Origin of the sequence: Butyrivibrio sp. XB500-5, assembly GCF_003625505.1 — a bacterium.
Classification (GTDB): domain Bacteria; phylum Bacillota; class Clostridia; order Lachnospirales; family Lachnospiraceae; genus Butyrivibrio.
Genome location: NZ_RAIS01000001.1, coordinates 160,301 through 184,919, shown reverse-complemented (window position 1 = coordinate 184,919; position 24,619 = coordinate 160,301). Strand labels below are relative to the sequence as shown.

General features: G+C 41.7%; 20 protein-coding genes. 15 read left to right on the top strand and 5 right to left on the bottom strand.

What is annotated here, in order from left to right; genetic code table 11:
• Positions 1 to 3: 3 nt before the first annotated feature.
• The 3 genes from mscL to mnmA are packed head-to-tail and all read left to right on the top strand — an operon-like array spanning position 4 to position 3,163.
• Positions 4 to 492: a large conductance mechanosensitive channel protein MscL gene (gene mscL, locus D6856_RS00855; RefSeq protein ID WP_092243439.1), complete on the top strand. Its 489-nt coding sequence runs from the start codon at positions 4 to 6 to the stop codon at positions 490 to 492.
• A gap of 58 nt (positions 493 to 550) precedes the next feature.
• A complete protein-coding gene (locus tag D6856_RS00850; RefSeq protein WP_120685347.1) occupies positions 551 to 2,017 on the top strand; it encodes a cobyric acid synthase in 1,467 nt (488 codons plus the stop codon).
• 60 nt (positions 2,018 to 2,077) lie between these two features.
• The gene (gene mnmA, locus D6856_RS00845; RefSeq protein ID WP_120685346.1) at positions 2,078 to 3,163 is read left to right on the top strand and encodes a tRNA 2-thiouridine(34) synthase MnmA; all 1,086 of its coding nucleotides are present in this window, start codon (positions 2,078 to 2,080) and stop codon (positions 3,161 to 3,163) included.
• 67 nt (positions 3,164 to 3,230) lie between these two features.
• Here the strand turns inward: mnmA and D6856_RS00840 are convergent, their stop codons facing one another.
• Together D6856_RS00840 and uxaC are read right to left on the bottom strand one after the other, a co-directional pair.
• Entirely contained in the window at positions 3,231 to 4,241 is a 1,011-nt protein-coding gene (locus D6856_RS00840) for a LacI family DNA-binding transcriptional regulator (protein ID WP_120685948.1), read from the bottom strand.
• Positions 4,242 to 4,252: 11 nt separating this feature from the next.
• Positions 4,253 to 5,671: a glucuronate isomerase gene (uxaC, locus tag D6856_RS00835; protein ID WP_120685345.1), complete on the bottom strand. Its 1,419-nt coding sequence runs from the start codon at positions 5,669 to 5,671 to the stop codon at positions 4,253 to 4,255.
• A gap of 187 nt (positions 5,672 to 5,858) precedes the next feature.
• Between uxaC and D6856_RS00830 the strand changes: the two genes are divergently transcribed.
• Positions 5,859 to 7,361, top strand: a complete 1,503-nt coding sequence (locus D6856_RS00830; RefSeq protein ID WP_120685344.1) for a UxaA family hydrolase — start codon at positions 5,859 to 5,861, stop codon at positions 7,359 to 7,361.
• Between the two features lie 56 nt (positions 7,362 to 7,417).
• Here the strand turns inward: D6856_RS00830 and D6856_RS00825 are convergent, their stop codons facing one another.
• Positions 7,418 to 9,097: an alpha-glucosidase gene (locus tag D6856_RS00825; RefSeq protein ID WP_120685343.1), complete on the bottom strand. Its 1,680-nt coding sequence runs from the start codon at positions 9,095 to 9,097 to the stop codon at positions 7,418 to 7,420.
• A 114-nt stretch (positions 9,098 to 9,211) separates the two neighbouring features.
• Here D6856_RS00825 and D6856_RS00820 point away from each other — a divergent pair, with 114 nt between their 5' ends.
• From D6856_RS00820 to D6856_RS00800, 5 genes are all read left to right on the top strand, one after another.
• A complete protein-coding gene (locus D6856_RS00820; protein WP_158588787.1) occupies positions 9,212 to 10,219 on the top strand; it encodes a LacI family DNA-binding transcriptional regulator in 1,008 nt (335 codons plus the stop codon).
• 139 nt (positions 10,220 to 10,358) lie between these two features.
• A complete protein-coding gene (locus tag D6856_RS00815; RefSeq protein ID WP_120685341.1) occupies positions 10,359 to 12,038 on the top strand; it encodes a glycoside hydrolase family 13 protein in 1,680 nt (559 codons plus the stop codon).
• A gap of 56 nt (positions 12,039 to 12,094) precedes the next feature.
• Positions 12,095 to 13,420 carry an ABC transporter substrate-binding protein gene (locus tag D6856_RS00810; protein WP_120685340.1) on the top strand — a complete coding sequence of 442 codons (1,326 nt, stop codon included), beginning with the start codon at positions 12,095 to 12,097 and terminating at the stop codon, positions 13,418 to 13,420.
• A 77-nt stretch (positions 13,421 to 13,497) separates the two neighbouring features.
• On the top strand, positions 13,498 to 14,565 hold the full coding sequence (locus D6856_RS00805) for a carbohydrate ABC transporter permease (RefSeq protein ID WP_120685339.1): 1,068 nt from the start codon (positions 13,498 to 13,500) through the stop codon (positions 14,563 to 14,565).
• Positions 14,565 to 15,431, top strand: coding sequence for a carbohydrate ABC transporter permease (locus D6856_RS00800; protein WP_120685338.1), 867 nt, complete (start codon positions 14,565 to 14,567; stop codon positions 15,429 to 15,431). The genes D6856_RS00805 and D6856_RS00800 overlap by 1 nt, the downstream gene beginning before the upstream one ends.
• Before the next feature lie 92 nt (positions 15,432 to 15,523).
• Here D6856_RS00800 and D6856_RS00795 read toward each other — a convergent pair whose 3' ends face one another.
• Together D6856_RS00795 and D6856_RS00790 are read right to left on the bottom strand one after the other, a co-directional pair.
• A complete protein-coding gene (locus D6856_RS00795; protein WP_120685337.1) occupies positions 15,524 to 17,641 on the bottom strand; it encodes a Crp/Fnr family transcriptional regulator in 2,118 nt (705 codons plus the stop codon).
• Between the two features lie 70 nt (positions 17,642 to 17,711).
• Positions 17,712 to 18,977 (bottom strand): nucleotidyltransferase, encoded by a 1,266-nt coding sequence (locus D6856_RS00790; RefSeq protein WP_120685336.1) that lies wholly within the window; start codon positions 18,975 to 18,977, stop codon positions 17,712 to 17,714.
• Positions 18,978 to 19,070: 93 nt separating this feature from the next.
• Here D6856_RS00790 and D6856_RS00785 point away from each other — a divergent pair, with 93 nt between their 5' ends.
• From D6856_RS00785 to acpP, 6 genes are all read left to right on the top strand, one after another.
• A complete protein-coding gene (locus tag D6856_RS00785) occupies positions 19,071 to 20,264 on the top strand; it encodes an acetate/propionate family kinase (protein ID WP_120685335.1) in 1,194 nt (397 codons plus the stop codon).
• A 12-nt stretch (positions 20,265 to 20,276) separates the two neighbouring features.
• Entirely contained in the window at positions 20,277 to 21,977 is a 1,701-nt protein-coding gene (locus tag D6856_RS00780; RefSeq protein WP_120685334.1) for a hypothetical protein, read from the top strand.
• 26 nt (positions 21,978 to 22,003) lie between these two features.
• Positions 22,004 to 22,864, top strand: a complete 861-nt coding sequence (locus D6856_RS00775; protein ID WP_120685947.1) for an AraC family transcriptional regulator — start codon at positions 22,004 to 22,006, stop codon at positions 22,862 to 22,864.
• 132 nt (positions 22,865 to 22,996) lie between these two features.
• Entirely contained in the window at positions 22,997 to 23,179 is a 183-nt protein-coding gene (gene rpmF / locus D6856_RS00770; RefSeq protein ID WP_092243392.1) for a 50S ribosomal protein L32, read from the top strand.
• 125 nt (positions 23,180 to 23,304) lie between these two features.
• Complete coding sequence (plsX, locus tag D6856_RS00765) at positions 23,305 to 24,315, top strand: phosphate acyltransferase PlsX (RefSeq protein WP_092243389.1); 1,011 nt, start codon at positions 23,305 to 23,307, stop codon at positions 24,313 to 24,315.
• Positions 24,316 to 24,374: 59 nt separating this feature from the next.
• Positions 24,375 to 24,611 (top strand): acyl carrier protein, encoded by a 237-nt coding sequence (gene acpP, locus D6856_RS00760; protein ID WP_092243386.1) that lies wholly within the window; start codon positions 24,375 to 24,377, stop codon positions 24,609 to 24,611.
• The last annotated feature ends 8 nt before the right edge of the window (positions 24,612 to 24,619 follow it).

Sequence of the window (24,619 nt, the reverse complement as noted above, 5' to 3'; positions counted from 1 at the left end):
GGTATGAAAGACAAAATTAGCAACGTAGCAGGTAAAGGAAAGGGTTTGGCAGCCGAATTCAGAGAGTTTATCATGCGCGGCAATGTTCTGGACATGGCAGTCGGTGTTATCATCGGTGGCGCTTTCCAGAAGATCATTTCATCACTGGTTGACGACATCATTATGCCTTTTATCAGTATTATCACAGGTGGAATCGACTTCAACAACATGTTCTTCACACTGGATGGAGGAACATATGCTACACTTGAGGCAGCTAAGGAAGCCGGTGCCGTAACCGTTAATTACGGAACATTTATTACCGTAGTTATCGACTTCTTACTTATGGCTCTTGTTATTTTTGCTCTTGTTAAGTGCATGAACAACGTATCCAATAAGTTCAAGAAGGAGCAGGAAGAGGCACCTGCAACAACAAAGATATGCCCTCGCTGTAAATCAGAGATTGCTATCGACGCTACAAGATGTCCTCATTGTACATCAGAGCTTACAGAGTAATATGGACTATATAGAAAGGCAGCATGAAAGTGCTGCCTTTTCTTTTTAAGGAGCAACAATGGCAAAAGTCATAATGGTTCAAGGCACCATGTCGGGTGCGGGAAAAAGCTTAATAGTTGCCGGCCTTCTCAGGATATTTAAGAAGGACGGCTATTCCTGTGCGCCTTTTAAGTCGCAGAATATGGCTCTTAATTCATTTATTACCAAAGAAGGCCTTGAAATGGGTCGAGCCCAGGTGATGCAGGCCGAATGCGCGGGAATCGAACCCCTTGTGTGCATGAATCCGATTCTTTTAAAACCTACAAGTGATGTGGGTTCGCAGGTCATTGTAAACGGTGAGGTCATAGGAAACATGACCGCAAGAGAGTACTTTGATTATAAGAAAAAACTTTTGCCCGATATAAAGAAGGCTTTTAAAACTCTTGCAAAACAGGTTGATATCATAGTTATCGAGGGCGCCGGAAGTCCTGCGGAGATTAATCTTAAAGACAACGATATCGTTAATATGGGGATGGCGGAGCTTGTCGATGCTCCGGTCTTACTTGTCGGAGATATAGACAGAGGCGGTGTCTTTGCTCAGCTCTACGGAACGACCATGCTTCTAGAGGAAAAAGAGAAAGCAAGGATAAAGGGCTTTGTCATCAATAAGTTCAGGGGAGACGTTACGCTCCTTGATTCCGGTATTGATATGATCACGGAAAAAACAGGCATCAGAACAGCAGGTGTTGTTCCGTATATGAATATCAAAGTTGATGATGAAGATTCACTTACCGAGAAATTTGAAAATAAGAAATTCGGATCTGCAAACGGACTTGATATAGCTGTTATAAGGTATCCCAGAATCTCTAATTTTACGGACCTTGGAGCCTTCGATATGCAGGAAGGCGTTAATGTCAGATATGTTGACAGCGTCTATGAGCTTGACGATCCCGATATGATAATCCTTCCAGGAAGCAAGAATACCATTATGGATATGAAATGGCTTCGCGAGAGCGGCTTGGAAGCTAAGATAAAGCGTTTTGCGCTCGATAAGCCGGTGTTTGGAATCTGCGGCGGATTTCAGATGCTCGGAAAGAAGATACGTGACGCCGCAAATATAGAATCCACGGTTAATGAGATCACAGGTCTCGGACTTCTTGATATTGAAACTGAGATAGGTGATGACAAGATAAGAAAACAGGTGTCAGGCACAACCACTTTTCCCAAGGGTATTTTTGAGAGCATAAAAGATAAGGAATACAGAGGCTATGAGATACACATGGGCATCACCATAGGAGACAGCGATAATGTCTACGGCGATGTGATACTCAGTGATGGCGGAAATGTCTACGGAAGCTATGTTCACGGCCTCTTTGACGAGGGCGGTATTGCAGCAGCTATCACAGCTTATTTTGGCAAAAATGTAAGTTCCGGTCTTTCATATGCACAGTTTAAGGAAAGTCAGTATGATATCCTTGAAAGTACTTTGAGAGCGCACATGGATATGGATTATATTTATTCGTGCTTGTCAAAAGCAAAGGTTTGAGATTATCATAGATTGACCGCATAACTTATATGCGGAATATGCCGTGATACGGAGAACGAAATGAGTAATAACAAGAAAGCTCTTATTGCAATGAGCGGAGGTGTTGACAGCTCAGTCGCAGCCTTTGAAGTTGTAAAAAGAGGTTACGAGTGCATGGGATGTACCATGCGCCTTTATGAAAACGACATAGTGGGGATGGACCTTTTGGGAACGTGCTGTAGCATAAATGATACAAACGATGCGAGAGCAGTCTGCGACAAGATAGGCATTCCTTATAACATATATCATTACGAAGCTGAGTTTAGGCAGAAGGTAATAGAGCCTTTCATTCACAGCTACGAGGTTGGAGAGACACCAAATCCCTGTATCAGATGCAACAGATATCTTAAGTTCGACAGCCTTTACAATAAGGGCAGAGAGCTTGGATATGATTATATCGTTACGGGGCACTATGCAAGGATAGAAGAGAGGGACGGTCATTTTTATCTCCTTAAGGCAAAAGATCTTAATAAGGATCAGAGCTACGTTCTTTACGATCTAACCGAAGAGCAGCTTTCACACACTCTTTTCCCGCTTGGCGAGTTCACCAAAGACGAAGTTCGTAAGATTGCGGAACGAAACGAATTTGTGACATCGCACAAAAGCGAGAGCCAGGATATCTGCTTTGTCCCCGACGGAGACTACGCCGGCATGATAAAGAGATATACAGGTAAGACTTATCCCAAGGGAAAGATCGTGGATACCAAGGGTAATGTTCTTGGTGAGCACGACGGACTTATCAATTATACGATCGGTCAAAGAAGAGGACTTGGCGTTCCCGCAGACAGAAGACTTTACGTTAGTAAGATTGATGTTAAGAACAATCAAGTTGTCTTATCGGATAATGAAGAACTATTTGAAAATGAGCTGCTTATACGTGATTTTCACTGGATCACAGGCGAAATGCCGACTACAGAAATAAGATGCAGTGCCAAGATCCGCTACAGACATAAAGAGCAGCCTGCAACACTTTATCCTCCCGAGAAAGAGAACGGCGTAGCAAGGCTTGTTTTCGATGAGGGTCAAAGAGCCATAACTCCCGGACAATCTGCAGTATTGTATGACGGAGATGTTGTTCTCGGCGGAGGAATAATAAGTAACAGTTGATGGATGCTGCTACGACAGATTGTGGTTACAAAAGATAAAGGTATCCGGGATTAAACCCGGATACCTTTTAAAATTTCGTGGAACCTCTTTTTATAAGTTCACCTGAGAATATCGTCTTTTGCGGCATTTCGCTTCCGCTAAGTGTTCCTGTTAGTGTCTTTACAAGCTGAATGCACATATCTTCAAGGCGATTGTCTACGGAAGATATGTTGGGCTCCGAACAATGTGCAAGGATTGAATTGTTGTAGCCGATTATCTGAAGTTCACCGGGAACCTTGATCTTATTTGCTTTGGCAAAGTTCATGGCACCGACGGCGAGGAAGTCTTCGCTTGTAACGATGCCGTCAAAACGAATTCCCTTATCATATAGCTTTTGAACAAAATCTTTTACCCCGTCTATATCTTCACGACTTCCGTTAAAGCATTGGATAAGCTCTTTTCTAAGAGGTATGTCACCTGTAAGAAGAGCGTTCTGAAAGCCTGCGAGCTTCTTTTGTCCGCTGTATGATTTGCTGTTGTATAAATACAGGATGTCTTTTACTCCGGATTCGATCATCTTCTCGGTTACATCCGATGTTGCCTTGTAGTCATCGCACAGAGTGCAGTATACGTTGGGGCAATCAAAGTCTGCATTAAGCAGCATGATCGGAACGGAAGCTGCCGCATCAATGATGTAGCGATTATCTTCCTGTTTATTCATCAAAAAGTTGGAACCGACCATTATGACACTGTCTACGTGCTGTGAGAGCAGAAGATTAAGCGAATTCTTACGTGATTCAATCTCATAGCCGGTACAGCATAGGATCGAATTATATCCGCTTTCTCTTAAATTCCTCTCGATAAAATAAATGGCCTTGGCAAGGTAAAGGTCCGATGCATCAGCACAAAGCAGGCCGACGGTCTTCATGGAATTAAGGCCAAGTCCTCTTGCAAAAGCATTGGGTTTGTAGCCGCATTCCTCTATAACGTCCATTACCTTCTTACGGGTTTTGGCCTTAACATTGGAACTTCCGTTAAGTACACGTGATACGGTGGCTATTGAAACACCTGCTTTTTTGGAAATGTCGTAAATGGTCATTTTACTCATTCTTATCTCGTTTCTAAAGGAAATTTGAAATACCTTACAGCATTATTGTATGAAATATCTTTTACAATCTCACCGAGAATATCCATATCTTCCTCAGGGTATTCGCCGTTATCAACGAGTGAACCAAGATAGTTGCAGAGGATTCTGCGGAAGTAATCATGTCTTGTGTAGGAAGTAAAGCTTCTTGAATCCGTGAGCATTCCTACGAAACCTGACAGGTTACTTGACTCGGCAACAGCCTTTAAGTGCTGTTCCATACCAAGCTTGGTATCGTTGAACCACCATGCGCTTCCCTGCTGGATCTTGGCAACATTTGGAGCCTCGTTGAAGCAGTTTAGCATAGTGTTGATGATCATAAGATCATTGGGGTTAAGACTGTAAAGTATAGTCTTGGGAAGGACATTCTTCTGTGCAAGAGCATCAAGGTAATCGGCAAGCTCGCCCATAGGGTAGTAAGCATCGATCGCATCGTATCCTGTATCGGGACCGATCTTGTTAAACATTGCTGTATTGTTATTGCGCTTGCAACCAAAGTGAAGCTGCATCACCCAGTCTCTTTTACCGATCTCTTCACCTTCAAAGAGAAGGAAAGCTGTCTGATACTGAAGCTCTTCTTCTGAAGTAAGCTCTTCACCGCGCATTCTTTTAGCAAAGATCTCTTCGATCTTATCGCCGGAAGCGGGATGGTACATTACGTATGAAGGTGCATGGTCAGTGACATTGCAGCCCTTTGAAGCAAAGTAATCAAGTCTGATCTTGAGAGCTTCCTTAAGTGACTTGAAGGAATCAATCTTGATACCGCTTACATCGGAAAGTGTCTGCATATAGCTGACGAACTCGGGCTTAGTGATGTTCATAGCCTTGTCGGGACGCCAAGCGGGTAATACCTTAACATCAAAAGAAGCATCTTCTCTGATCTTGTCGTGCCATTCAAGTGAATCAACCGGGTCGTCTGTAGTACAGATGAGGGTTACATTTGACATCTTAACGAGCTTACGGGCACTCATATCGGGATCCTGAAGCACTTTGTTGCAGATATCATATACTTCCTCAGCTGTCTTATCATTCAGGATTCCATTATAACCAAAATATTTCTTTAGTTCCAGATGTGCCCAGTGGTAAATGGGGTGTCCGACTGCTTTTCCCATACATTTGGCAAACATGAGGAATTTATCTTTATCGGATGCATCTCCTGTTATGTACTTCTCATCAATGCCGAAAGATCTCATGAGACGCCATTTGTAGTGGTCTCCGCCGAGCCAAACCTGAGTTATGTTCTCAAAGTGACGATCCTCGGCTATCTCTTTGGGACTGATGTGACAGTGGTAATCGAGAATAGGCATGTTTTCTGCATAATCGTGATACAGAGTCTTGGCAGCCTCGCTCTGTAAGAGGAAATCCTTGTCCATAAATTTCTTCATTTAGTAATAACCCTCCGCTTTTAATTATAGTGTTTTTTATAAAATTATGTAAGCCTTTACATTAATTATCAGGAATATTATACAAGTGGTATTTATTTAAAACCATTGCAAAACTTGTTGACGATGTAGGCACGAAAATATAATATAAAAATGTAAATGCTTACATTTATGTATGAAGGGGATTTATATGGCTAAAACATTACAGATTCATTCTGCCGACAACGTTGTTGTTTGTCTTGAATCTATAGTAAAGGGTGAGGTCGTACTTGTTGAGGGAGTTGGCGAGATAACAGCTCTTGATAAGATCGAACCCGGTCACAAGATTGCGATAAAAGATATTAATAAAGGCGAAGACGTAATTAAATACGGTTATCCGATAGGACATGCGACCGAGGTTATCAAAGCCGGAAGATGGGTTCATACGCATAATCTTGCTACTAATCTGGAGGGAATCCTTGATTATAAATATAGTCCGGAAAAGGCCGATATCGAAGAAAAGCTTTCAAAGATGTCTTCAAAAAGAGCTACCTTCAACGGCTATGTCAGAAAAAACGGCAAAGTAGGCATTAGGAATGAGATCTGGATAATACCTACAGTTGGATGCGTTAACAATATTGCGACCAAGCTCGCCAAGATAGCCGGCAATTATATAAAAGGCAGCATAGACGAAGTAGTCGCTTTTACTCATAATTACGGTTGTTCTCAGACCGGCGACGATCAGGAACACACAAGGATTATATTAAAAGACCTTATTAAGCATCCAAATGCAGGAGGTGTGCTGGTTCTTGGACTTGGCTGCGAGAACAGCAATATAGATGTCCTTAAGCCTTATCTTGGAGAATATGACAGAGAAAGAGTGAGATTCCTTGTCTGCCAGGATTCCGAAGATGAGATGGAAGAAGGACTTGTTTTGTTAAAAGAGCTGATTGATGCGGCTTCGGAGGATGTAAGAGAAACAGTCGATGCTTGCAAGCTTACGATAGGACTTAAATGCGGCGGAAGTGATGGCTTTTCCGGAATTACGGCAAATCCTCTTGTCGGAAGAATCTCCGATAGGATAATAGAGCATGGAGGAGCTTCGATATTAACAGAAGTTCCCGAGATGTTTGGAGCCGAGACAATACTTATGAACAGATGCAAAGACGAGACTATATTTAACGATACAGTCTCGATGATAAACGGCTTTAAGGATTATTTTACTAAGCAAGGTGAGCCGATCTATGAGAATCCGTCTCCGGGAAATAAGCAGGGCGGAATAACGACTCTTGAAGATAAATCACTTGGATGCACGCAGAAATCAGGCGGGTATCCCGTTATGAATGTCCTTGAATACGGCGAAGTTACTGAAAAGACAGGTCTTAATCTGTTGTGCGCTCCGGGAAACGATCTATGTGCCGCAACGGCATTGGCGGCATCGGGGGCTCAGATAGTTCTTTTCACAACCGGAAGAGGAACACCATTTGCCTGTCCCGTACCTACTCTTAAGATAGCAAGCAATAACACACTTGCAGAGAAAAAGAAAAAGTGGATCGATTACAATGCAGGCAAGATCCTAAACGGCTGCTCATTTGATTATCTTACGGATGAGCTTTTTGTTCAGATTCTTCGCGTTGCATCGGGAGAAAAAGTAAAAAGCGAGATAGCAGGTTTCCACGATATGGCGATCTGGAAACGTGGAGTGACGTTATAAATATAATAAAAAAGGGGCTGATCATTCAGCCCCTATAATAATGCATATTTTTGCTCTTAAACTTCCGCTACCACAAGATCATATCCGTTCAGATGCAGTTCTTTTTCATTGAAACGCACTTCTTTGCTGTTTGAAAGAAGGATCGTCTTGATAGGTGATTCAAGCTTAATATCAATTTCTTTTGCCTGATAATTGGTATAAATAATAATAGTCTTATTACCGGTGCGCTTGTAGCAGATAAGATTATCCATGTCGGTATACATGGGTGTAAATTTGCCATAAACAAACGTATCTGTGTATTCCGGGTCTTTTCTTAAAGCTATCAGTTCTTTGTAGAAATTAAATACAGAATCATCGTCTTTTTTCTGGGCTTCCAGGTTTATCTTCTTATAATTTGGATTAACCAAAAGCCAGGGATTGGCGGTACTAAAGCCTGCATGAGCTTCCGATGACCACTGGAAAGGTGTTCGCGCATTGTCCCTGGAGTGCTTGATAAGTACATTAAGAGCATCTTTTTCCGAAAGACCGGCGTTTATAGCAGTGTTGTAAATATCTGCATTGGCGCAGTCATCAAGCTTGTCTGTGCTGTCTATATCGGAAGTTTTAAGGTTTTCCATTCCAATTTCCTGACCCTGATAGATAAAAGGAATTCCGGGTAGAAGGAAATAAATTCCGGCAAGGGCTTTTTTACTGTGCTCCGATAAGTCGGAAGTTTTGATATATCTTGATACACCTCGCGGCTCATCGTGGTTTTCGATGATGTTTGACAGATAGCCTATGCCTTCAATTCTTTTGTGATTTGCAAAAATCGCATCTCTGTATTCGTTTGCGGTTATTTCTTTTTCCTCGTATCGAGTTTTGCTTTCTTCATCAAGATGTGTCGTCGAGAAATCAAACATGGATGAAAAATAGCCGTTCTCGCCGATGAAAAGAGGAAGCTCGGAATCCTTCTCGTTAAAGACTTCGCCGACAGAAAAGGCGTCATACTTTCGGAAGGTTTCTCTTGCCATCTCGCCTAGGAATTCACCGATGCCGACAGCTTCCTTAAGCATGTTGTCCATCGAGGAAAGCCCATCGTCTCTGTCCGCGGGATAATCGGAAAAAGGGAGCTTTTTCTTGATGTTGATGATTGCATCGATCCTAAAACCGGCAATACCTTTATCGAGCCACCAATTGATCATCTTATAGATTTCCTTGCGAAGAAGGGGATTTTCCCAATTTAAGTCAGGCTGTTTTTTATGAAATACATGGAGGTATATCTTGTCATCGTGGCCAGGGAGCTTTTCCCAGCATGAACCGCCGAAGTAGCTTCGCCAGTTACAGGGGAAGGGCTGACCTTCTTTATGATCCTCGATATAAAAGAACTTTCCGTAAGGTCCGTCGGGATCTTCACAGGCTTTTTTAAACCACTCATGCTCATCTGAGCAGTGATTTACGACAAGATCCATAACGATGCCGATCCCTAGCTCTTTTCCCTTTGCGATAAGCTCATCAAGATCCTCCATGGTTCCAAAGCGAGGGTCAATATCGTAGTAATCCGAGATATCATAGCCCTGATCTGCAAGGGGAGACTTATAGATCGGAGAAAGCCATAGGATATCTATTCCAAGCTCTTTAAAATAATCCAGTTTACTTATAATACCTTTGATATCGCCGATTCCGTCACCGTTAGAATCCATGAAGCTCTTGGGATAGATCTGATATGCGATTTTGTTATGCCACCATTTGCGTTCCATAGGATTAACCCCCGTTATTTATAAAATACAGTTTTATTTTAATTTGAAAGTATCACAGAAAGCTTGACAGGTAAATAGGTTATGCGTATAACTAAAAACAGGAGGGTTATAGTAATGGTTCGTATCAAGGATATTGCGGAGAAGTGCGGAGTCAGCACTGCCTCCGTTTCTTATGTTATACACGGAAGAACGGATAAGGTTTCTCCTGCGGTCAGAGAGAAGATTGAAAAAGAGATAGCTTCAAGCGGATATGTTTCCAATCAATCGGCGATGTCTCTTGTAAGCAGAAGCTCGGGACTTATCGGCGTTGCGGTCGCGAACGGGCAGGATAAGAAGAACATTCTTTCAGACCCTTATTTTGGTGCATTTTTTGCATATCTTGAAAGTGAATTCAGAAAGAATGATAAATATATATTGATCATATTAAACCAGAAATCGGATGAGATTCTAAAGGATGCTATGCGTTGGAATCTTGACGGACTTATCCTTTGTAATCATCACAAGGATGTCATGGTAGATATATCAAGCCAGTATCTAAAGCCCGTTGTCACTATCGATGCCTCTTTTGTCTATGAATACAATAAGCTGGTTCAGATCTTTGTGGATGATTATAACGGCGGTTATATAACCGGAAAGTTTTTGGCAAGCGCAGGGCACAGAAATGTTGCCATGATAGACGATACCGATTATGAGGCTGACAGGCACAGATGGAGAGGCTTTCGTAAGGCTTTTGAAGATGCCGGAATACCGATCGATGAAAAATCCCATTTTATAATAGATATCCAAAAAGAGGAGATGACAGAGGGGCTTAACAGGATGTATCCATTGATGCTCGAGAAAACTGCCATTTTCTGCGTTTCGGATTTCTATGCTCTTCAGGTCATAAATTTCCTTCAGAGTAAAGGTGTGAGAGTTCCCGAGGATATATCGGTTTCGGGATATGATAATATCAATTATTCAACAATCTGTACTCCGAAAATAACAACAGTTAGTCAGGACATCGAGAAGAAGGCTAAATATGCCGTAGATAGCATGCTTAGAATGATCGAAGGAAAAGAAGTTGAACATAATATAAAGATGCCGGTTGAACTTGTTATAAGAGAATCAACAAGGGCATTGTGAAAAATGTCTAAAAATATCCTCCATAACATGTATAGCTTTAATAGTTATGCGCATAACCGTTGACATGGTACAATGACTGAGTTACCTTGAATTTAGATAGTTATTCGCGTAACTAAAGCGAAGTGCTTTGGAGGACAACATGGAAAAGAAGTGGTGGAAAGAGAGTGTTGTATACCAGATCTATCCGAGAAGTTTTTGTGATTCCAACGGAGACGGTATCGGTGATCTAAACGGTATCAGAAGTAAACTTGATTATCTTCAGAACCTTGGTATCAATGTTATCTGGCTAAGCCCTGTCTATAAATCACCTAACGATGATAACGGATACGACATATCCGATTATCGAGATATCATGGACGATTTCGGAACTATGGATGATTTCGACGCGCTCCTTAAGGAAGCGCATGAACATGGTATCAAGATCGTTATGGATCTGGTTGTAAATCATACATCCGATGAGCATAAATGGTTCATAGAGAGCCGCTCATCCAAGAACAATTCCAAGAGAGATTATTACATATGGAGAGAGCCAAGGAACGGCAAAGAACCCAATAACTGGGGAAGCTGTTTTTCCGGAAGTGCATGGCAGTTTGATGAGACAACGGGGATGTATTATCTTCATTGTTTTTCCAAAAAGCAGCCCGATCTTAACTGGGACAATCCCAAGGTAAGAGATGAAGTATTTGACATGATGACCTGGTGGTGCGATAAGGGAATCGACGGATTTCGAATGGATGTTATTTCCATGATCTCTAAAGTTGAGGGGCTTCCCGACGGAAAGGTTTGGCCCGGAAGTAAATACGGAGATCTTGCCAATACTACTAACGGACCGCATGTACATGATTATCTGAAAGAGATGAATAAAAGAGTTCTTTCAAAATATGACATCATGACTGTCGGAGAATGCGCAGGAGTTACGATAGGCGAAGCCAAGAAGTACGCTTCTGACGATCAGACTGAGCTTAATATGGTATTTCAGTTTGAACATATGGGCCTTGATTATGATGAAAACGGTAAGTGGACAACAAAGAGATTCTATTTACCCGATCTTAAGGAAAACCTAACCAAATGGGAGTATGAGCTTGAAGGAAAGGCATGGAATTCTCTTTACTGGGATAATCACGATCAGCCGAGAATAGTATCCAGGCTTGGAGATGAAACACCTCAGTCCGCAAAGTGTATCGCTACAATTCTTCATATGATGAAAGGTACACCTTATGTATATCAGGGCGAAGAGCTTGGTATGACCAACTGCAGGTTTGGAAAGATCGATAACTGCAGAGATATCGAAGTGATAAATGCATATAAGGACATAGTCGGTTCGGGTAAAAGAACCGAAGACGACTTTATGAAGGCGGTAGAAGCAAAGGGCAGAGATAATGCCAGAACGCCCATGCAGTGGGATTCATCCGAGAACGCCGGTTTTACAACCGGAAAACCTTGGATCATGGTCAATCCCAACTACGAGAAGATTAACGCCAAGGCAGAAGTTGATGATGAAGATTCAGTATATAATTATTATAAAAGACTGATTAATATTAGGCGTAATAGCGATTGGTCAGATATAATAGTATATGGTGAATATGAATTATTAGATCCGAAAGACGAAAATGTATTTGTTTATCTCAGAAAACTGAATAATAAAACATTGTTGGTGATATGCAATGTAAGCAGCAAGGAAACTGAATACAGAGTTCCTGTGGATTTTAAAGATGAAGCGGCTTTATTGATCTCTGATAATGAAAATGTAAAGCTTCAAAAAGATATAAAGCTTCCACCTTGGTTTGCCGGAGTTTGGGAAATCAATCTGAACAAATAATTTAGTTTGGTAGAGTCTTGGCTCTATAAATAAATGTATTAAAGGAGAGGAAGATTATGAGAAGAAGGTTATTATCACTTATGGTTGCAGGGTTTATGGCAATAAGCCTCGTGGGATGCGGAGGTGCCGAGAGCGGCGCAACAACCGATTCCACAAGCACAGGATCAGCCGGAGCGGCAAGTGCATCATCAGGAAAATCAATCCGCGTGGTTAACGGAAAGATTGAGGTTGATTCACAGCTCAAGAAGCTCGCTGAGATGTATGAGAAGGAATCAGGCGTCCATGTTGAGATTGAGTCAATGGGCGGCGGTATTGATATTCAGGGGGAGCTGAAAGCTTACTATCAATCTGACAATATGCCTGACGTTTTTGTATGCGGTGGAGAAGCTGATTTTAACAACTGGGATGGTTTGCTTCAGGATATGAGCGATCAGGAATGGGTTAAAGATACCGATGCCGCTTATGTAAGTGCTGACGGAACCGTTGGTTTCCCTTACACAACAGAGGCTGTAGGTCTTGCTTATAATGCAGACATTCTTGAGAAAGCAGGCGTTGATCCCGCTTCGATCACAAGTCCCGCAGCGATGAAGGCTGCTTTTGAGACTCTTGATTCCAAGAAGGATGAGCTTGGTCTTACAGCTGTAATCGGATATTTTGCTGAGCCCGTTAACCTTTATTGGTCAACCGGTAACCATCTCTTCGGAACATATCTTGATTCCGGATTAAAGAGAGAGGATACAACTTACATTGACATGCTTAACGACGGCGGAAAACTTGATGAGAAGAGATTTGCTGATTTCGCTGATATGGTTGAGCTTTTCAACAAGTATTCAGATCAGGCACTTCTTGTTTCGGGTACTTACGATCAGCAGATCCTCAACTTTGCATCAGGTAAGTATGCATTTGTTACTCAGGGATCTTGGATTGGTGCGACAATGACTACAGATGATAAGGATGCATATGCACAGGCTGGAAACTTCAAGTGCGGAATGGCTCCTTATGCTTTCGAAGACGGTATGGATACAATCCTTACAAATTCACCTTCATGGTGGGCAGTTTACAAGGATGGTAATGTTGCGGAGGCAGAGGCTTTCTTACAGTGGCTTACAACTGATCCCGCACAGGAAGTTCTCGTTATGGAAGCAGGCTTCATCAGCCCCTTCAAGTCATGCACATTTGTTGCCAACGATCCTTTTGCTCAGACCATTTCTGACTACACAGCTGCAGGAAAGACTTCCGCATGGCACTGGCTTAACATGACAGACGGCTATGCACAGAATTACACAGGTCAGGTTTTTGCAGACTTTGCTTCGGGAACAATTGATAAAGACGGATTCATCCAGATCTTTAAGCAGGTAACTGAGCAGGCATATGCTAAGTAATCTTAAACTATAAACTTTGAGGATGGGTTGCCATATGACAGCCCATCCTATGTTTATAAATAAAGGGGGTCTACCTAATGAAAAGCAATAAGTCGGCTCGGCTTGTCACATCGATACTTGTGTTATTGGCAGGACTTTCAAGTATTGTTGTTTCTTTGATCATTGATATATTACGTATAGATTTTAGCTTCAGGGGAGCAATGTTGATCCTGGGTATCATTTTGTTTTTTACAGGGCTATATTTTATTCCGACTCAAAAGCATCATAAAGCAATAATCAACGTTATATTTTTATTCCCGTTATTATTTTGTTTTGCCGTTACCGTTATAATTCCGTTTGGTCTCGGACTTTTTTATTCCACGACCGATTGGAACGGAATCAGAATGACAGGTTTTGTGGGGCTTAAGAATTATACGGATATGTTCAACGAACCAAGCTTTCTTTGGTCACTTATCATAACTGTGGTATTTGTAATTATCAATATGATCGCCGTAAATGTTATCGGCCTTGTTTTAGCGGTTTTATGTACGAGTAAGATACGTGCGGTGGGATTCTTCAGAGCCGCATATTTCATTCCCAATCTTATTGGTGGTATTGTACTTGGCTATATTTGGCAATTCATATTTAACAATGTAGTTCTCAAGTGGACATTAGATGCATTTAACTATAACAGTTCAATGCTTTCAAAATATAATACAGGTTTCATGGCTATTGTTCTGGTTTATATCTGGCAGTATGCCGGCTATATAATGATGATCTATATCACGGGACTTACAACCGTTCCGACAGATGTTATAGAAGCTTCGGCTATTGACGGAGCCAATGCGGTCCAGACATTCTTTAGGATCAAGCTTCCGATGATAGCTTCGACTATTACAATATGTACATTCTTAACGCTGCAGTCTGCTTTTAAACAGTTTGATGTAAATATGGCTCTTACAAACGGAACCGGATCAGTGCAGGATTTTATGGGGCAGTATCTTTCAAACGGTACGCAGATGCTTGCGCTTAATATTTACAATACTGCGATTACCAAGAACAACTACGCAATGGGTCAGGCCAAGGCTGTTTTGTTCTTCATCATCCTGTCGATAGTTTCGATCATACAGGTGCGAATTTCTAACAAGAGGGAGGTGGAGATGTAATGGTAAAAAAGCTTACACCTTTGGGTATTTTGATAAGGTATATATTCCTGATAATAGCGATATACGTTTTATTCCCGTTTGCGCTTGTTGTCATAAACGTATTCAGAAGCGCCAATGATATAGTGGCAAATCCTGTAAGCGTATCAGGAATGTCATTAACTAAGCTGCACAACAATCTTGTTTCTGTTATAAACAATTCAAACTTCAGCTTTTGGTCGGCTTTCATGACATCAGCTGTAGTTACGATAGTTTCGCTGGTTCTTTTGGCTCTATTCGGAGGAATGGCAGCATGGGTAATCTGTCGCAATAAGACAAAATGGTCGACATTTATCTACATGACTTTTATTGCGTCAATGATCATTCCGTTCCAGGTAGTTATGCTTCCTCTTATCTCTACATTCAGAGATGTCGGAAAGTTCCTTGGTATAAGCATGCTTCAGTCATTTCCGGGAATCATATTTGCATATCTTGGATTTGGTGGTGCCATGACGGTATTTATCCTTACCGGATTTATCAAGACAGTGCCGTTTGAGCTTGAGGAAGCTGCATCCATCGACGGCTGCTCACCGGAGAGGACATATTTTAATATTATTCTTCCTCTTTTGAAGCCGCCTGTTGTGACGGTTACCATTCTTAACGGTATGTGGATATGGAACGATTACCTGCTTCCGTCACTTATGCTTGGTCACAACGGAAAGGTCAAGACGCTTCCCGTGGCGGTTCAGGCTTTTGTGGGTTCTTACGTTAAGCAGTGGGATCTTATCCTGACCGCAGCGCTTCTTGCAATAATACCTATGATCATTCTGTTCTTGTTTGCGCAGAAGCAGATCATGGGCGGACTTGTTGACGGCGCTATCAAATCCTAAAATAAAATAACAAATATAAAGGCTGTTAATAAACTTCCCAATAAAGTGGGAGCTTATTAACAGCCTCTTTTTTATATTTAATGTGCAAAATATTATCTGCTTTCCAGATATTCGATCTGTCCTGAAAGTACCTCGGGAACCTGGATACCGTCTCGGATAAGCTTGTTCTTAAGATTAAGAAGCGGCTTGGAAAGATTAGAATTATGCGAAGCCAAGTGATTTATAAGATCTCTGTACTGCGGATTCTCCGCGATCGCATCTCTTATATCTTTCGAGAACGGGCAGAACGTAAACAGGATCTCACGACTTACCTTGTTAAGTCTGGGCGATCCGGCGGATTCGTACTTTACATAAGCAAGGTAATCCGCGATAAATACGTTCTTATAATTATTGCTGAATTTCTTAAGGTCGAGCTTAAGCTTTTCTTTTACCTCAGGTGAGAGAGAGGAGTTCTTTTTAAAGAACTGCAGGTAATCGCAGTACATTGATGTGAGCGAAGGATCTGTCACATCGTTCCAATGTACGCCCTGCTCGGTCTTACACATTTCCCATCTGAACTCGCCAAAGAGCTTGATCATGCACTCCTCGGTATTTTCTGTATTGAATATGGAAACAAGCATTCTGGCTTTAGTGCTTCTCTTTTTACCCTCGATTTCCTGCCACAAAGAAGCTCGGCTTCCGATATTGGGCATGAGGATCATATACGGAGTTACATCTTCTGCGTAAAAGAGCTGAGTGATACCGATCTCCGGGTTGGAGTAGAGCGCCTGTCTGCAGAATACGCCGTAGTCTATGTTCCTTATATAGCTATAGAATTCGTTTATCTTGGATGCGGTAATATACGCCATATCCAATGGCCTTAACACATTCATTGAATCAAATACGGGCACGAAAGAAGATATACGTCCGAAAGTCATACGATTTCCGAGACTAAAGAGGTTATTTATCTCGAACTCAAGTCTGCTCAGCGGATCGTCCGTCATCGCATCGATCTGTGCCTGATTGAGATTTCCCGTTGCCTTTTGTTCTCTTAGATATGTAGGCCAATCCTGGTCGAATTCGTTTCTGGAAGGCTCAACCTCAAGTGCATATACTTTCTTAAGCCATTCATATAACAGAAGGACATTGCCTTCAGGATCCGGAACATATGCCCTTGCCATGTTGCAGAGAATCCGGGTGTTCTTATCACCGGCAAGCTCTTCATCGACAAAGCCGAACATAAAGAACATCTTTAGCTCTATCGGTATGTCGTTGTCTTCAAGGCTGTGGAGAAAGGCACCTTTAAATACATCATAGAAAGAGGAAGAGAGCTTCCTTCTAAGACTCCTTGCTTCATCAGCGGAATCATAGCGATTATCGTTAGCTTTGAATTTATGTATCCGATCCTCAAATTTTGCGGCAATCTCCGGAGCAACCTTAGAGTAGCTAATGATCGTGCTAAGAGCATTTACGATCACGATATCGGATGAACCGCCTTCTGAGTCGGAAGAAGCCATGTTTTCAAGCTTTCCGTTGATCATTTTCATTGTTGTTGTAAAGTCGGTTGTATTTCTCTTAAGCTGTTTTCTGTATGCGACAATAAATCTTGAAGCATCAACAATAAGCCTGCAGCGTTCCAGCGCAAGCATAACGACACCGATACAGATATCAATATTAAGAGGGTAAAAGAACTTTTTTAGATTGACCTCCTGTTCTTTAAGACTCTTAACCATATTGAATTCCCATTCGGAGACCTTATCGGTTCTTTCGGGTGGAATAAGAAGATCTATCTTTTCAAAAGAGATCGGAGTTTCACCTGCTTTTATGCATAAAACAGGGTAGTCTGCGTAATCTGACTTTATCTTTTCATACTCAGCGAGAGCATCATCGTAGAGCTTATCGTAAGCGTTAAAAAACTGATATACGCTGTCGGAAGCCTGTGATGAAAGTATCGATGCGATCTTTGGATTGGACCTGATCACGACTTCAACGTCTTCATCCGAATTGAAAGGGTAGGAGTATACGGCGCTGTCCTCAAGAGCCTCATAGGTAAACGAATATTCTTTTCCCGGGATCTCGGTAATGCCCAAAAGTCCACCGACGGTAAGTACGACTTGTGAATACTGATCGTATACCTTGAATTTACCTTTGACAAGGACTTCTATGGTATTAACGCTGTCATTTCCCGCTTTGTGAAGAATCTGCCCCTTGGCTATCGTTTGAAGACCCATTTTATCCTCCGAAATTTACTGATTTAAATTCCCATAGATTAATGTTATCACGATAATAAAACGGCTGCAATCACATGATTACTGGCTTTAAGCGATATTCGTTTTTGTAACCTTGCTTATTTACTATGTTGTAAATCCTTCCTGCATTAAGAGACTCCTCAAAAAGCCTCATCTGAAGCGTGTTTAGCTTATGCGGAGCATCTTTTAGTCTGTTGAGTACAGGAAGCTTGGTTTTCTTATTTATTTCTGACAAAAGATCTTTTGCGGACGCCTTTTGTCCCAGGATCCTGACATATCCCGTATAAGAATCACCGGCGTATTCATTCATGGCGTCCTTTTTGATATCAAGCAGGATATGTATTAAGATCCGGCTTATCCTTGAATATGTGATGTCTTTTGACTTTATCTTCATGCAAAAGCTTTCAAAATCCACATATTCATCGAGATTCTTTATGATCTTATTTGAGATATCCTCTGTTACATCAACGTATTCTTCAAAACCTTTATCAGCATTTTGAAGCAGTTTATAGCGCATGATATCGGAGAAATCGTTGCTGCTTACAAAACCTGTTTCTTTTGATAAAAGCAGTTCAAGCGCTTCTTTGGGTATAGAAGCTTTGAGCATTTTCTTAAGCTCTTTTTTATTAGAAATATCATTAAATATGGTATTTCTGATAGCCATCGCACTCGGAATCTGTGAGAGCGCCTCTGACTTGTAGTCGTCGCCTTCTCTTTTTATCGTAAATGGCTTTATCTTACTTTTAAAAAGCTTAAGAGCACGCACGTATTCGATGGCCAGAATGTTATTGGGGGAAGAGATTATTTCTTTTAACTTGGTCGTGGAAAGCTTTATGGGATTCTTTTTTGTAAAAGACTCATCTTCAAGAACGGATAAAAGAGCTTTCTCCCGCGCCGAAGCAAAGCTGCTTCCTTTCTTTAGTTCTTTTGACAGAGCTTCTTTATAGATACGAGGCTCGGCGCTTAATATGCCGGCAATTATGCTTACCGCGTCTATATCACCGCATTCGCTTCCAAAACATAGGTAGTCGACTGCTCCCAATTTATCAAGGATAGAAACTGCGCCTCTTGCAAAGTATTCAGCGCTTCCGGTAGCGTAATAAACAGGAAGCTCAAGAACGAGATCCGCACCGCAGGAAATCGCTGTTTTGGCTCTTGTGAATTTGTCTGTAAGAGCGGGAGCGCCTCGCTGAACGAAGTCGCCACTCATTATAACTATGCATTTATCGGCACCCGTCAGCCTTTTGCACTCGTTTATAAGATGCAAATGCCCATTGTGAAAAGGATTAAATTCGGCTATAATTCCTATTGTATTCATGTGAAAGCGCTTTCAGTGAATATGATAATGATACGATATCTAACTATTATGATATCATAAATAAAAAATGTACGAAAAGAGGTTACGCTAGTTATGAAAATCCTGGTTATCAATTGTGGAAGCTCATCACTTAAGTTTCAGCTTATAGATTCAGCTTCCGAAGATGTTATCTGCAAAGGTCTTTGCGAGAGAATAGGTATTGACGGAAGTCGCATAGTTTATACTCCCGCAGGTAAGGACAAGATTACAAAGGAATCACCTATGCCCGACCACAACAGAGCTATCGAGCTTGTTATCGAAGCTCTTACAAATAAAGAAGACGGTGTTGTTTCACTCGATGAGATCGGCGCTGTCGGACATCGTATCGTTCACGGCGGAGAGAAGTTTACCAAGTCTGTTGTGATAGATGATGAAGTTATCAAGGCCATCGAGGATGTGAGCGATCTTGCACCTCTTCACAATCCCGCCAATCTTATCGGAATCAGAGCATGTCAGAAGGTTATGCCCGGTGTTCCCATGGTTGCGGTATTTGACACGGCTTTCCATCAGACAATGCCTGAGGAGGCTTATATCTATGGTCTTCCTTATTCATATTACGAAAAATACGGAATCAGAAGATACGGCTTCCACGGAACAAGCCATTCTTTCGTAAGTAAGAGAGCGGCTGAGATTCTTGGCAAGAATGCTGTGGATCTTAAGGTTATTGTTTGTCACCTTGGAAACGGTGCTTCACTTTCAGCAGTTGACGGCGGTAAGTGCATCGATACTTCAATGGGACTTACACCTCTTGAGGGGCTTATCATGGGAACCAGAACGGGAGATATCGATCCTTCTGTAGTTGAATTTATTATGAAAAAAGAGAATTCAACCGTTGCCGACGTTATGAATCTTGTTAATAAGAAGTCCGGCGTGTTTGGACTTTCGAACGATCTTTCTTCTGACTTCAGAGATCTCGAGGATGCATACGTTGCCGGAAATCCCGCAGCTAAGCGTGCTGTAGATGCTTTCGTATACAGAGTGGTTAAATATATCGGATCTTATACGGCTGCCCTAGGAAGAGTAGATGCTATCTGCTTTACAGCAGGTGTTGGCGAGAACAGCGGCTTTGTTCGTAAGCTCATCTGCGATAAGTTACAGTTTATCGGAGCTACTCTCAATGAAGAGGCCAATAAGGTTCGCGGTAAGGAAGAGATCATTTCCGGTGCAGACAGCAAGGTAACTCTTATGGTTGTTCCCACAAACGAAGAGCTTGCTATCGCAAGAGATACCTATGCACTTTGCAAATAATACGGAGTTTTTATGAGTTTAAAAAAGAAGAGATATCTTTCGATCTCGCTTATAAGCCTTGTTTTCTTCCTTGCTTGTATTATTCTCGGAAGACTTAAATATTCTACCAATGACGATACGATCATGAATCTTATCGCCGCAGGGGCTTTTGGCGAGAGCTCGCAGTATCTTGTCTATAACAACATTATATTCGGATATGTATTAAAGGTTCTGTATACCGTAATCCCCGGTGTTAACTGGTATTTGTGGTCATATCTTATCTTTAATCTGTTTTCCGTGATAGTTATAAGCGCAGTACTTACGGATGGATTTTCTCTTCCTGTAACCGCGTTTATAACTTCGGCGCTTAATCTTTTATTTGCCTATGATTTTTATACCGAGATACAGTTTACGCAGAATGCGTCTTTTTATGCCATAGCGGGCTGTGTGCTTCTTCTTTCTCTTGTTCTGAAAAGAAAGAGAAGCATTTCCGGTATTGTTATTGCGACACTGCTTATTTCGATGGGGGTTATGGCAAGAGCAGTCGGAGCGGGTATTGTTCTTCCGTTCCTCGGAACAGTGATGCTTTTTATTCCCTGCTTTTTCAAGAAAGAGCTTAAGAATGCACTGATCACATTTGTGGCTCCGATCGCAGCGGTTTTGATATGTCTTTTGGCCAATTACTGGGCTTATTATATGAATCCCGATTGGAAGTATTTCATGGAGTGGAATACTATCATGGTCGAGAAATGCGATCACGGTAACTATAATTTTAATTGGGACAAGGAAGCATATCTTGAAGCCGGTTTTACGGAAACGGATTTCCAGCTGCTTGACCAGTGGGTGTGGAATGATACCGAGTACTTCAACCTCGATAAGTTAAGGACTATGCAGAAGATCGGGCAGGGAACGAGAAAGGATAAGCTAAGACTCGATCCCGAGGTCTTTAAATACACCTTCCAAAAGCTTGTTGAGACACCAAAGTACGGTGCGAGCAGTGTTGTTTTTGTTCTATTATTATTGTTCTCTTTACTGTTTCTTAAAAAGAGATACAAGCTGCTTTTGGTTATCCAAACGGCTTGGATATTTGTTTTATATTATGTTCTTACCTGTTCAAAGAGGATAATGTGGCGAGTTGAGAGCGGAGTGTGGCTTTCGGCGATTCTTACTACGGTTACATTTATAATATGTACCGGAGCTTATAAGGATAATGCGCTGTACAGATTATATGAAAAGCGCAGAAAAGGCTTTTCTATTGCAGCTGCGATGATTGCTGTTCTTTCATGCATCGTATTCGTGTGCGGACAGTATAGCTTCTTTATTACAGAGAAGAACGGACATGTTGTATATGATCCCGATTTTACCTATGAGAAGGTTAAGGCTATAACCGAAAGAGACGGCTTTTATATTGTTGATGTCGATACTACGTACGGTGATCTGTGCGGAGCCAAGAATATTTTTGATATGGACAGAAAGTATCTTGATTATTATGCGAATTTCTGTCAAATAGGCGGTTGGATCCAGCCTTCACCTATCGGGCTTTATCACGCCAATGTCAACGAGATAGACAATCCCATGAAAGCACTTGTGGACAGGGATGATGTCTTTTATATAGGCGGCGGTGAGAGAGCCGGATATGTATATGTTTTCTTAAACGAGAAGTACGGACCGGGCATCAACATGGAAATGGTTGATGAAGTTTGCGGGGCTCCTGTCTGGAGATATTATTGGTAAAGAGTTTTTGTTTTTGGTATTTTATTATGAAGGAATTAAATTCATGTAAGGCCGCTATGGCCGAAAGTATTGCGAATAAGTATTTTAGCGTTGCTCATCTGTATAAAGATGAAAAAGCTATGGAAATGCATATTCACGACTGTTATGAGGTTTACTATTCGATATCCGGAGGAAAACAATTCCTTATAGATAATAAGCTTTATGATATTGAGCCTGGAGATATCTTCCTTATAAGTCAGTATGATTCGCATTATCTTACTCAGATAGACAAAGAGCTTCATGAGAGGATCGTTATCATGATCGATCCTGAATTTATGAAGAGCATATCCAGTAAGGAAACGGATCTTGATGCTTGTTTTCATAACAGAAGCGAAGGCTTTTCACATAGGATAAGACTTACACAGGAACAGCAAACGAGATTTCTATATTTTATTAATAAGATAGTTACCAGCAACGGCTTCGGTCATGACCTGCTTGAAAGAGCTACCTTTACCGAGCTCTTTGTTATGATAAATCAGATAGTAAGCGCAAGAGACAACAATTTTTCCGAAGAAAAGCTTGCCACTTATAACGAGCAGGTGGATGCGATCCTTTCTTATATCAATAACAATATTAATGAGCCTATCAGTATCGGGGACCTTGCAAAGCAGTTCTATATCAGTGAATCCTATATATGCAGGATATTTAAGTCCGCGACGGGAACAACTATAGGAAAATACATGACGGCCCGTAGGATATCTATCGCAAAGTCGCTTCTGGCCGATGGAAGAGGCGTCAGTGATGTGTGTGAAGAATGCGGATTTTCCGACTACAGCAATTTCCTTAAAGCATTTACCAAATCGGTTGGTATCTCACCTAAGAAATATTCGCAGAACTGCAACAGATAGCGCGAAAAAAACTGTTGACAAATCTATTTCGCATAAGTATACTACTTAGGTATGCTAATGAATAAACGTAAACAATTGCCTTAAAACATAGGCAGTTTCTTATACGGTTACTGGTAAGGAGGTGTTACTCAAATGTCAATCTGCCCTAAGAATAAATCATCAAAAGGCCACAGAGATCAGAGAAGAGCTAATTGGAAAATGACAGCTCCCACTTTGGTTAAGTGCAGTCATTGCGGAGCTCTTATGCAGCCTCACATGGCTTGCAAGAAGTGCGGCTATTATAACAAGAAGAGCATCATTGAAGCTGAGGCTTGATTACTTTTGGTACAACCTCAAATGTGCGTAATTTAAAGGCTTTCCGGCATTGTCGGAAAGCCTTGATTTTTGTATTTTACTCTAGTATATTAGAATAAGTCTATAAATGATGGGAGGTCCCGTATATGTCGGAACTTATTAGAGTTGCGGTCGATGCTATGGGAGGTGATAATGCACCTTTTTCCACAGTCAAAGGAGCCGTAGATGCGCTTTCTGAGGCTGATAACCTTAAGGTTTTTCTTGTAGGTAAGGAAGAGGTCGTTAACAAAGAACTGGCTAAGTACAGCTATGACAAGAACAGACTGGAAGTAATCAATGCGACGGAAGAGATAGAGATGGCTGAGCCCCCTGTAATGGCTATCAGGACCAAGAAGGATTCATCGATCGTTAAAGCGATGTATATGGTCAACCACGGTGAAGCCGATGCGTATGTATCAGCAGGCAGCACAGGAGCCACACTTGTCGGAGGACAGGTTATTGTCGGAAGACTTAAGGGCGTAGACAGAGCGCCGCTTGCACCTATTATTCCCACTGAGAAAGGTAATTCGCTCCTTATTGATTGCGGAGCAAATGTAGATGCAAGATCCAATCATCTTGTACAGTTTGCCAAGATGGGAACCGTTTACATGGAGAACATCATGGGCAAGAAGAATCCTACGGTTGCCATTGTTAATATAGGTGCCGAGGAAGAAAAGGGCAATGCCCTTGTAAAAGAGACTTTCCCGCTTCTTAAGAACTGTCCCGATATCAATTTTATCGGCAGTATCGAAGCAAGAGAGATCCCCGCAGGATATGCGGACGTTATCGTATGCGAAGCTTTTACGGGTAACGTTATTATCAAGATGTACGAGGGAGTTGCGAAATCCCTTATGCACGTGCTCAAGAAGAGCCTCATGTCCAATCTTAAGACCAAGATCGGAGCTCTTTTGATCAAGAAGGATCTCAAGAAGGCTCTCGGTAATTACAGTCTCGATCAGTACGGCGGAGCGCCTATGCTGGGACTCAAGGGACTTGTGGTCAAGACTCACGGAAGCAGCGGCCCTGTAGAGATCAAGAATTCAATCTTACAGTGCGTTTCATTCACGGAGCAAAAGATAACAGAAAAAATCAGTGCTAAGCTTTCGCAAGAAAATTGACGCATTGGTCAAATATATGCTATATATTTAATACTGCTGAGCAGTGGAGGTAGGAATTTATGGAATTTGAAAAGTTGAAAGAAGTTATTGCCAACGTACTCAATGTTGATCCCGAGGAGATCAAAATGGAGACAACATTTACAGAGGACCTTGGGGCTGATTCCCTTGATCTTTTCCAGATCATCATGGGACTTGAGGATGAATTTGATGTTCAGATAGATCCTGAGAAGACAGAGAATATCAAGACAGTCGGTGAAGCCGTAGAGCTTTTGAAGGCAGCCATCACTAGTAAATAAGCTGCAAA

Excerpts from the sequence above, each read along its gene's own strand:
- mscL (WP_092243439.1), top strand. The coding sequence starts at position 4 with ATGAAAGACAAAATTAGCAACGTAGCAGGTAAAGGAAAGGGTTTGGCA.
- D6856_RS00850 (WP_120685347.1), top strand. The coding sequence starts at position 551 with ATGGCAAAAGTCATAATGGTTCAAGGCACCATGTCGGGTGCGGGAAAA.
- mnmA (WP_120685346.1), top strand. The coding sequence starts at position 2,078 with ATGAGTAATAACAAGAAAGCTCTTATTGCAATGAGCGGAGGTGTTGAC.
- D6856_RS00840 (WP_120685948.1), bottom strand. The coding sequence starts at position 4,241 with ATGACCATTTACGACATTTCCAAAAAAGCAGGTGTTTCAATAGCCACC.
- uxaC (WP_120685345.1), bottom strand. The coding sequence starts at position 5,671 with ATGAAGAAATTTATGGACAAGGATTTCCTCTTACAGAGCGAGGCTGCC.
- D6856_RS00830 (WP_120685344.1), top strand. The coding sequence starts at position 5,859 with ATGGCTAAAACATTACAGATTCATTCTGCCGACAACGTTGTTGTTTGT.
- D6856_RS00825 (WP_120685343.1), bottom strand. The coding sequence starts at position 9,097 with ATGGAACGCAAATGGTGGCATAACAAAATCGCATATCAGATCTATCCC.
- D6856_RS00820 (WP_158588787.1), top strand. The coding sequence starts at position 9,212 with ATGGTTCGTATCAAGGATATTGCGGAGAAGTGCGGAGTCAGCACTGCC.
- D6856_RS00815 (WP_120685341.1), top strand. The coding sequence starts at position 10,359 with ATGGAAAAGAAGTGGTGGAAAGAGAGTGTTGTATACCAGATCTATCCG.
- D6856_RS00810 (WP_120685340.1), top strand. The coding sequence starts at position 12,095 with ATGAGAAGAAGGTTATTATCACTTATGGTTGCAGGGTTTATGGCAATA.
- D6856_RS00805 (WP_120685339.1), top strand. The coding sequence starts at position 13,498 with ATGAAAAGCAATAAGTCGGCTCGGCTTGTCACATCGATACTTGTGTTA.
- D6856_RS00800 (WP_120685338.1), top strand. The coding sequence starts at position 14,565 with ATGGTAAAAAAGCTTACACCTTTGGGTATTTTGATAAGGTATATATTC.
- D6856_RS00795 (WP_120685337.1), bottom strand. The coding sequence starts at position 17,641 with ATGGGTCTTCAAACGATAGCCAAGGGGCAGATTCTTCACAAAGCGGGA.
- D6856_RS00790 (WP_120685336.1), bottom strand. The coding sequence starts at position 18,977 with ATGAATACAATAGGAATTATAGCCGAATTTAATCCTTTTCACAATGGG.
- D6856_RS00785 (WP_120685335.1), top strand. The coding sequence starts at position 19,071 with ATGAAAATCCTGGTTATCAATTGTGGAAGCTCATCACTTAAGTTTCAG.
- D6856_RS00780 (WP_120685334.1), top strand. The coding sequence starts at position 20,277 with ATGAGTTTAAAAAAGAAGAGATATCTTTCGATCTCGCTTATAAGCCTT.
- D6856_RS00775 (WP_120685947.1), top strand. The coding sequence starts at position 22,004 with ATGAAGGAATTAAATTCATGTAAGGCCGCTATGGCCGAAAGTATTGCG.
- rpmF (WP_092243392.1), top strand. The coding sequence starts at position 22,997 with ATGTCAATCTGCCCTAAGAATAAATCATCAAAAGGCCACAGAGATCAG.
- plsX (WP_092243389.1), top strand. The coding sequence starts at position 23,305 with ATGTCGGAACTTATTAGAGTTGCGGTCGATGCTATGGGAGGTGATAAT.
- acpP (WP_092243386.1), top strand. The coding sequence starts at position 24,375 with ATGGAATTTGAAAAGTTGAAAGAAGTTATTGCCAACGTACTCAATGTT.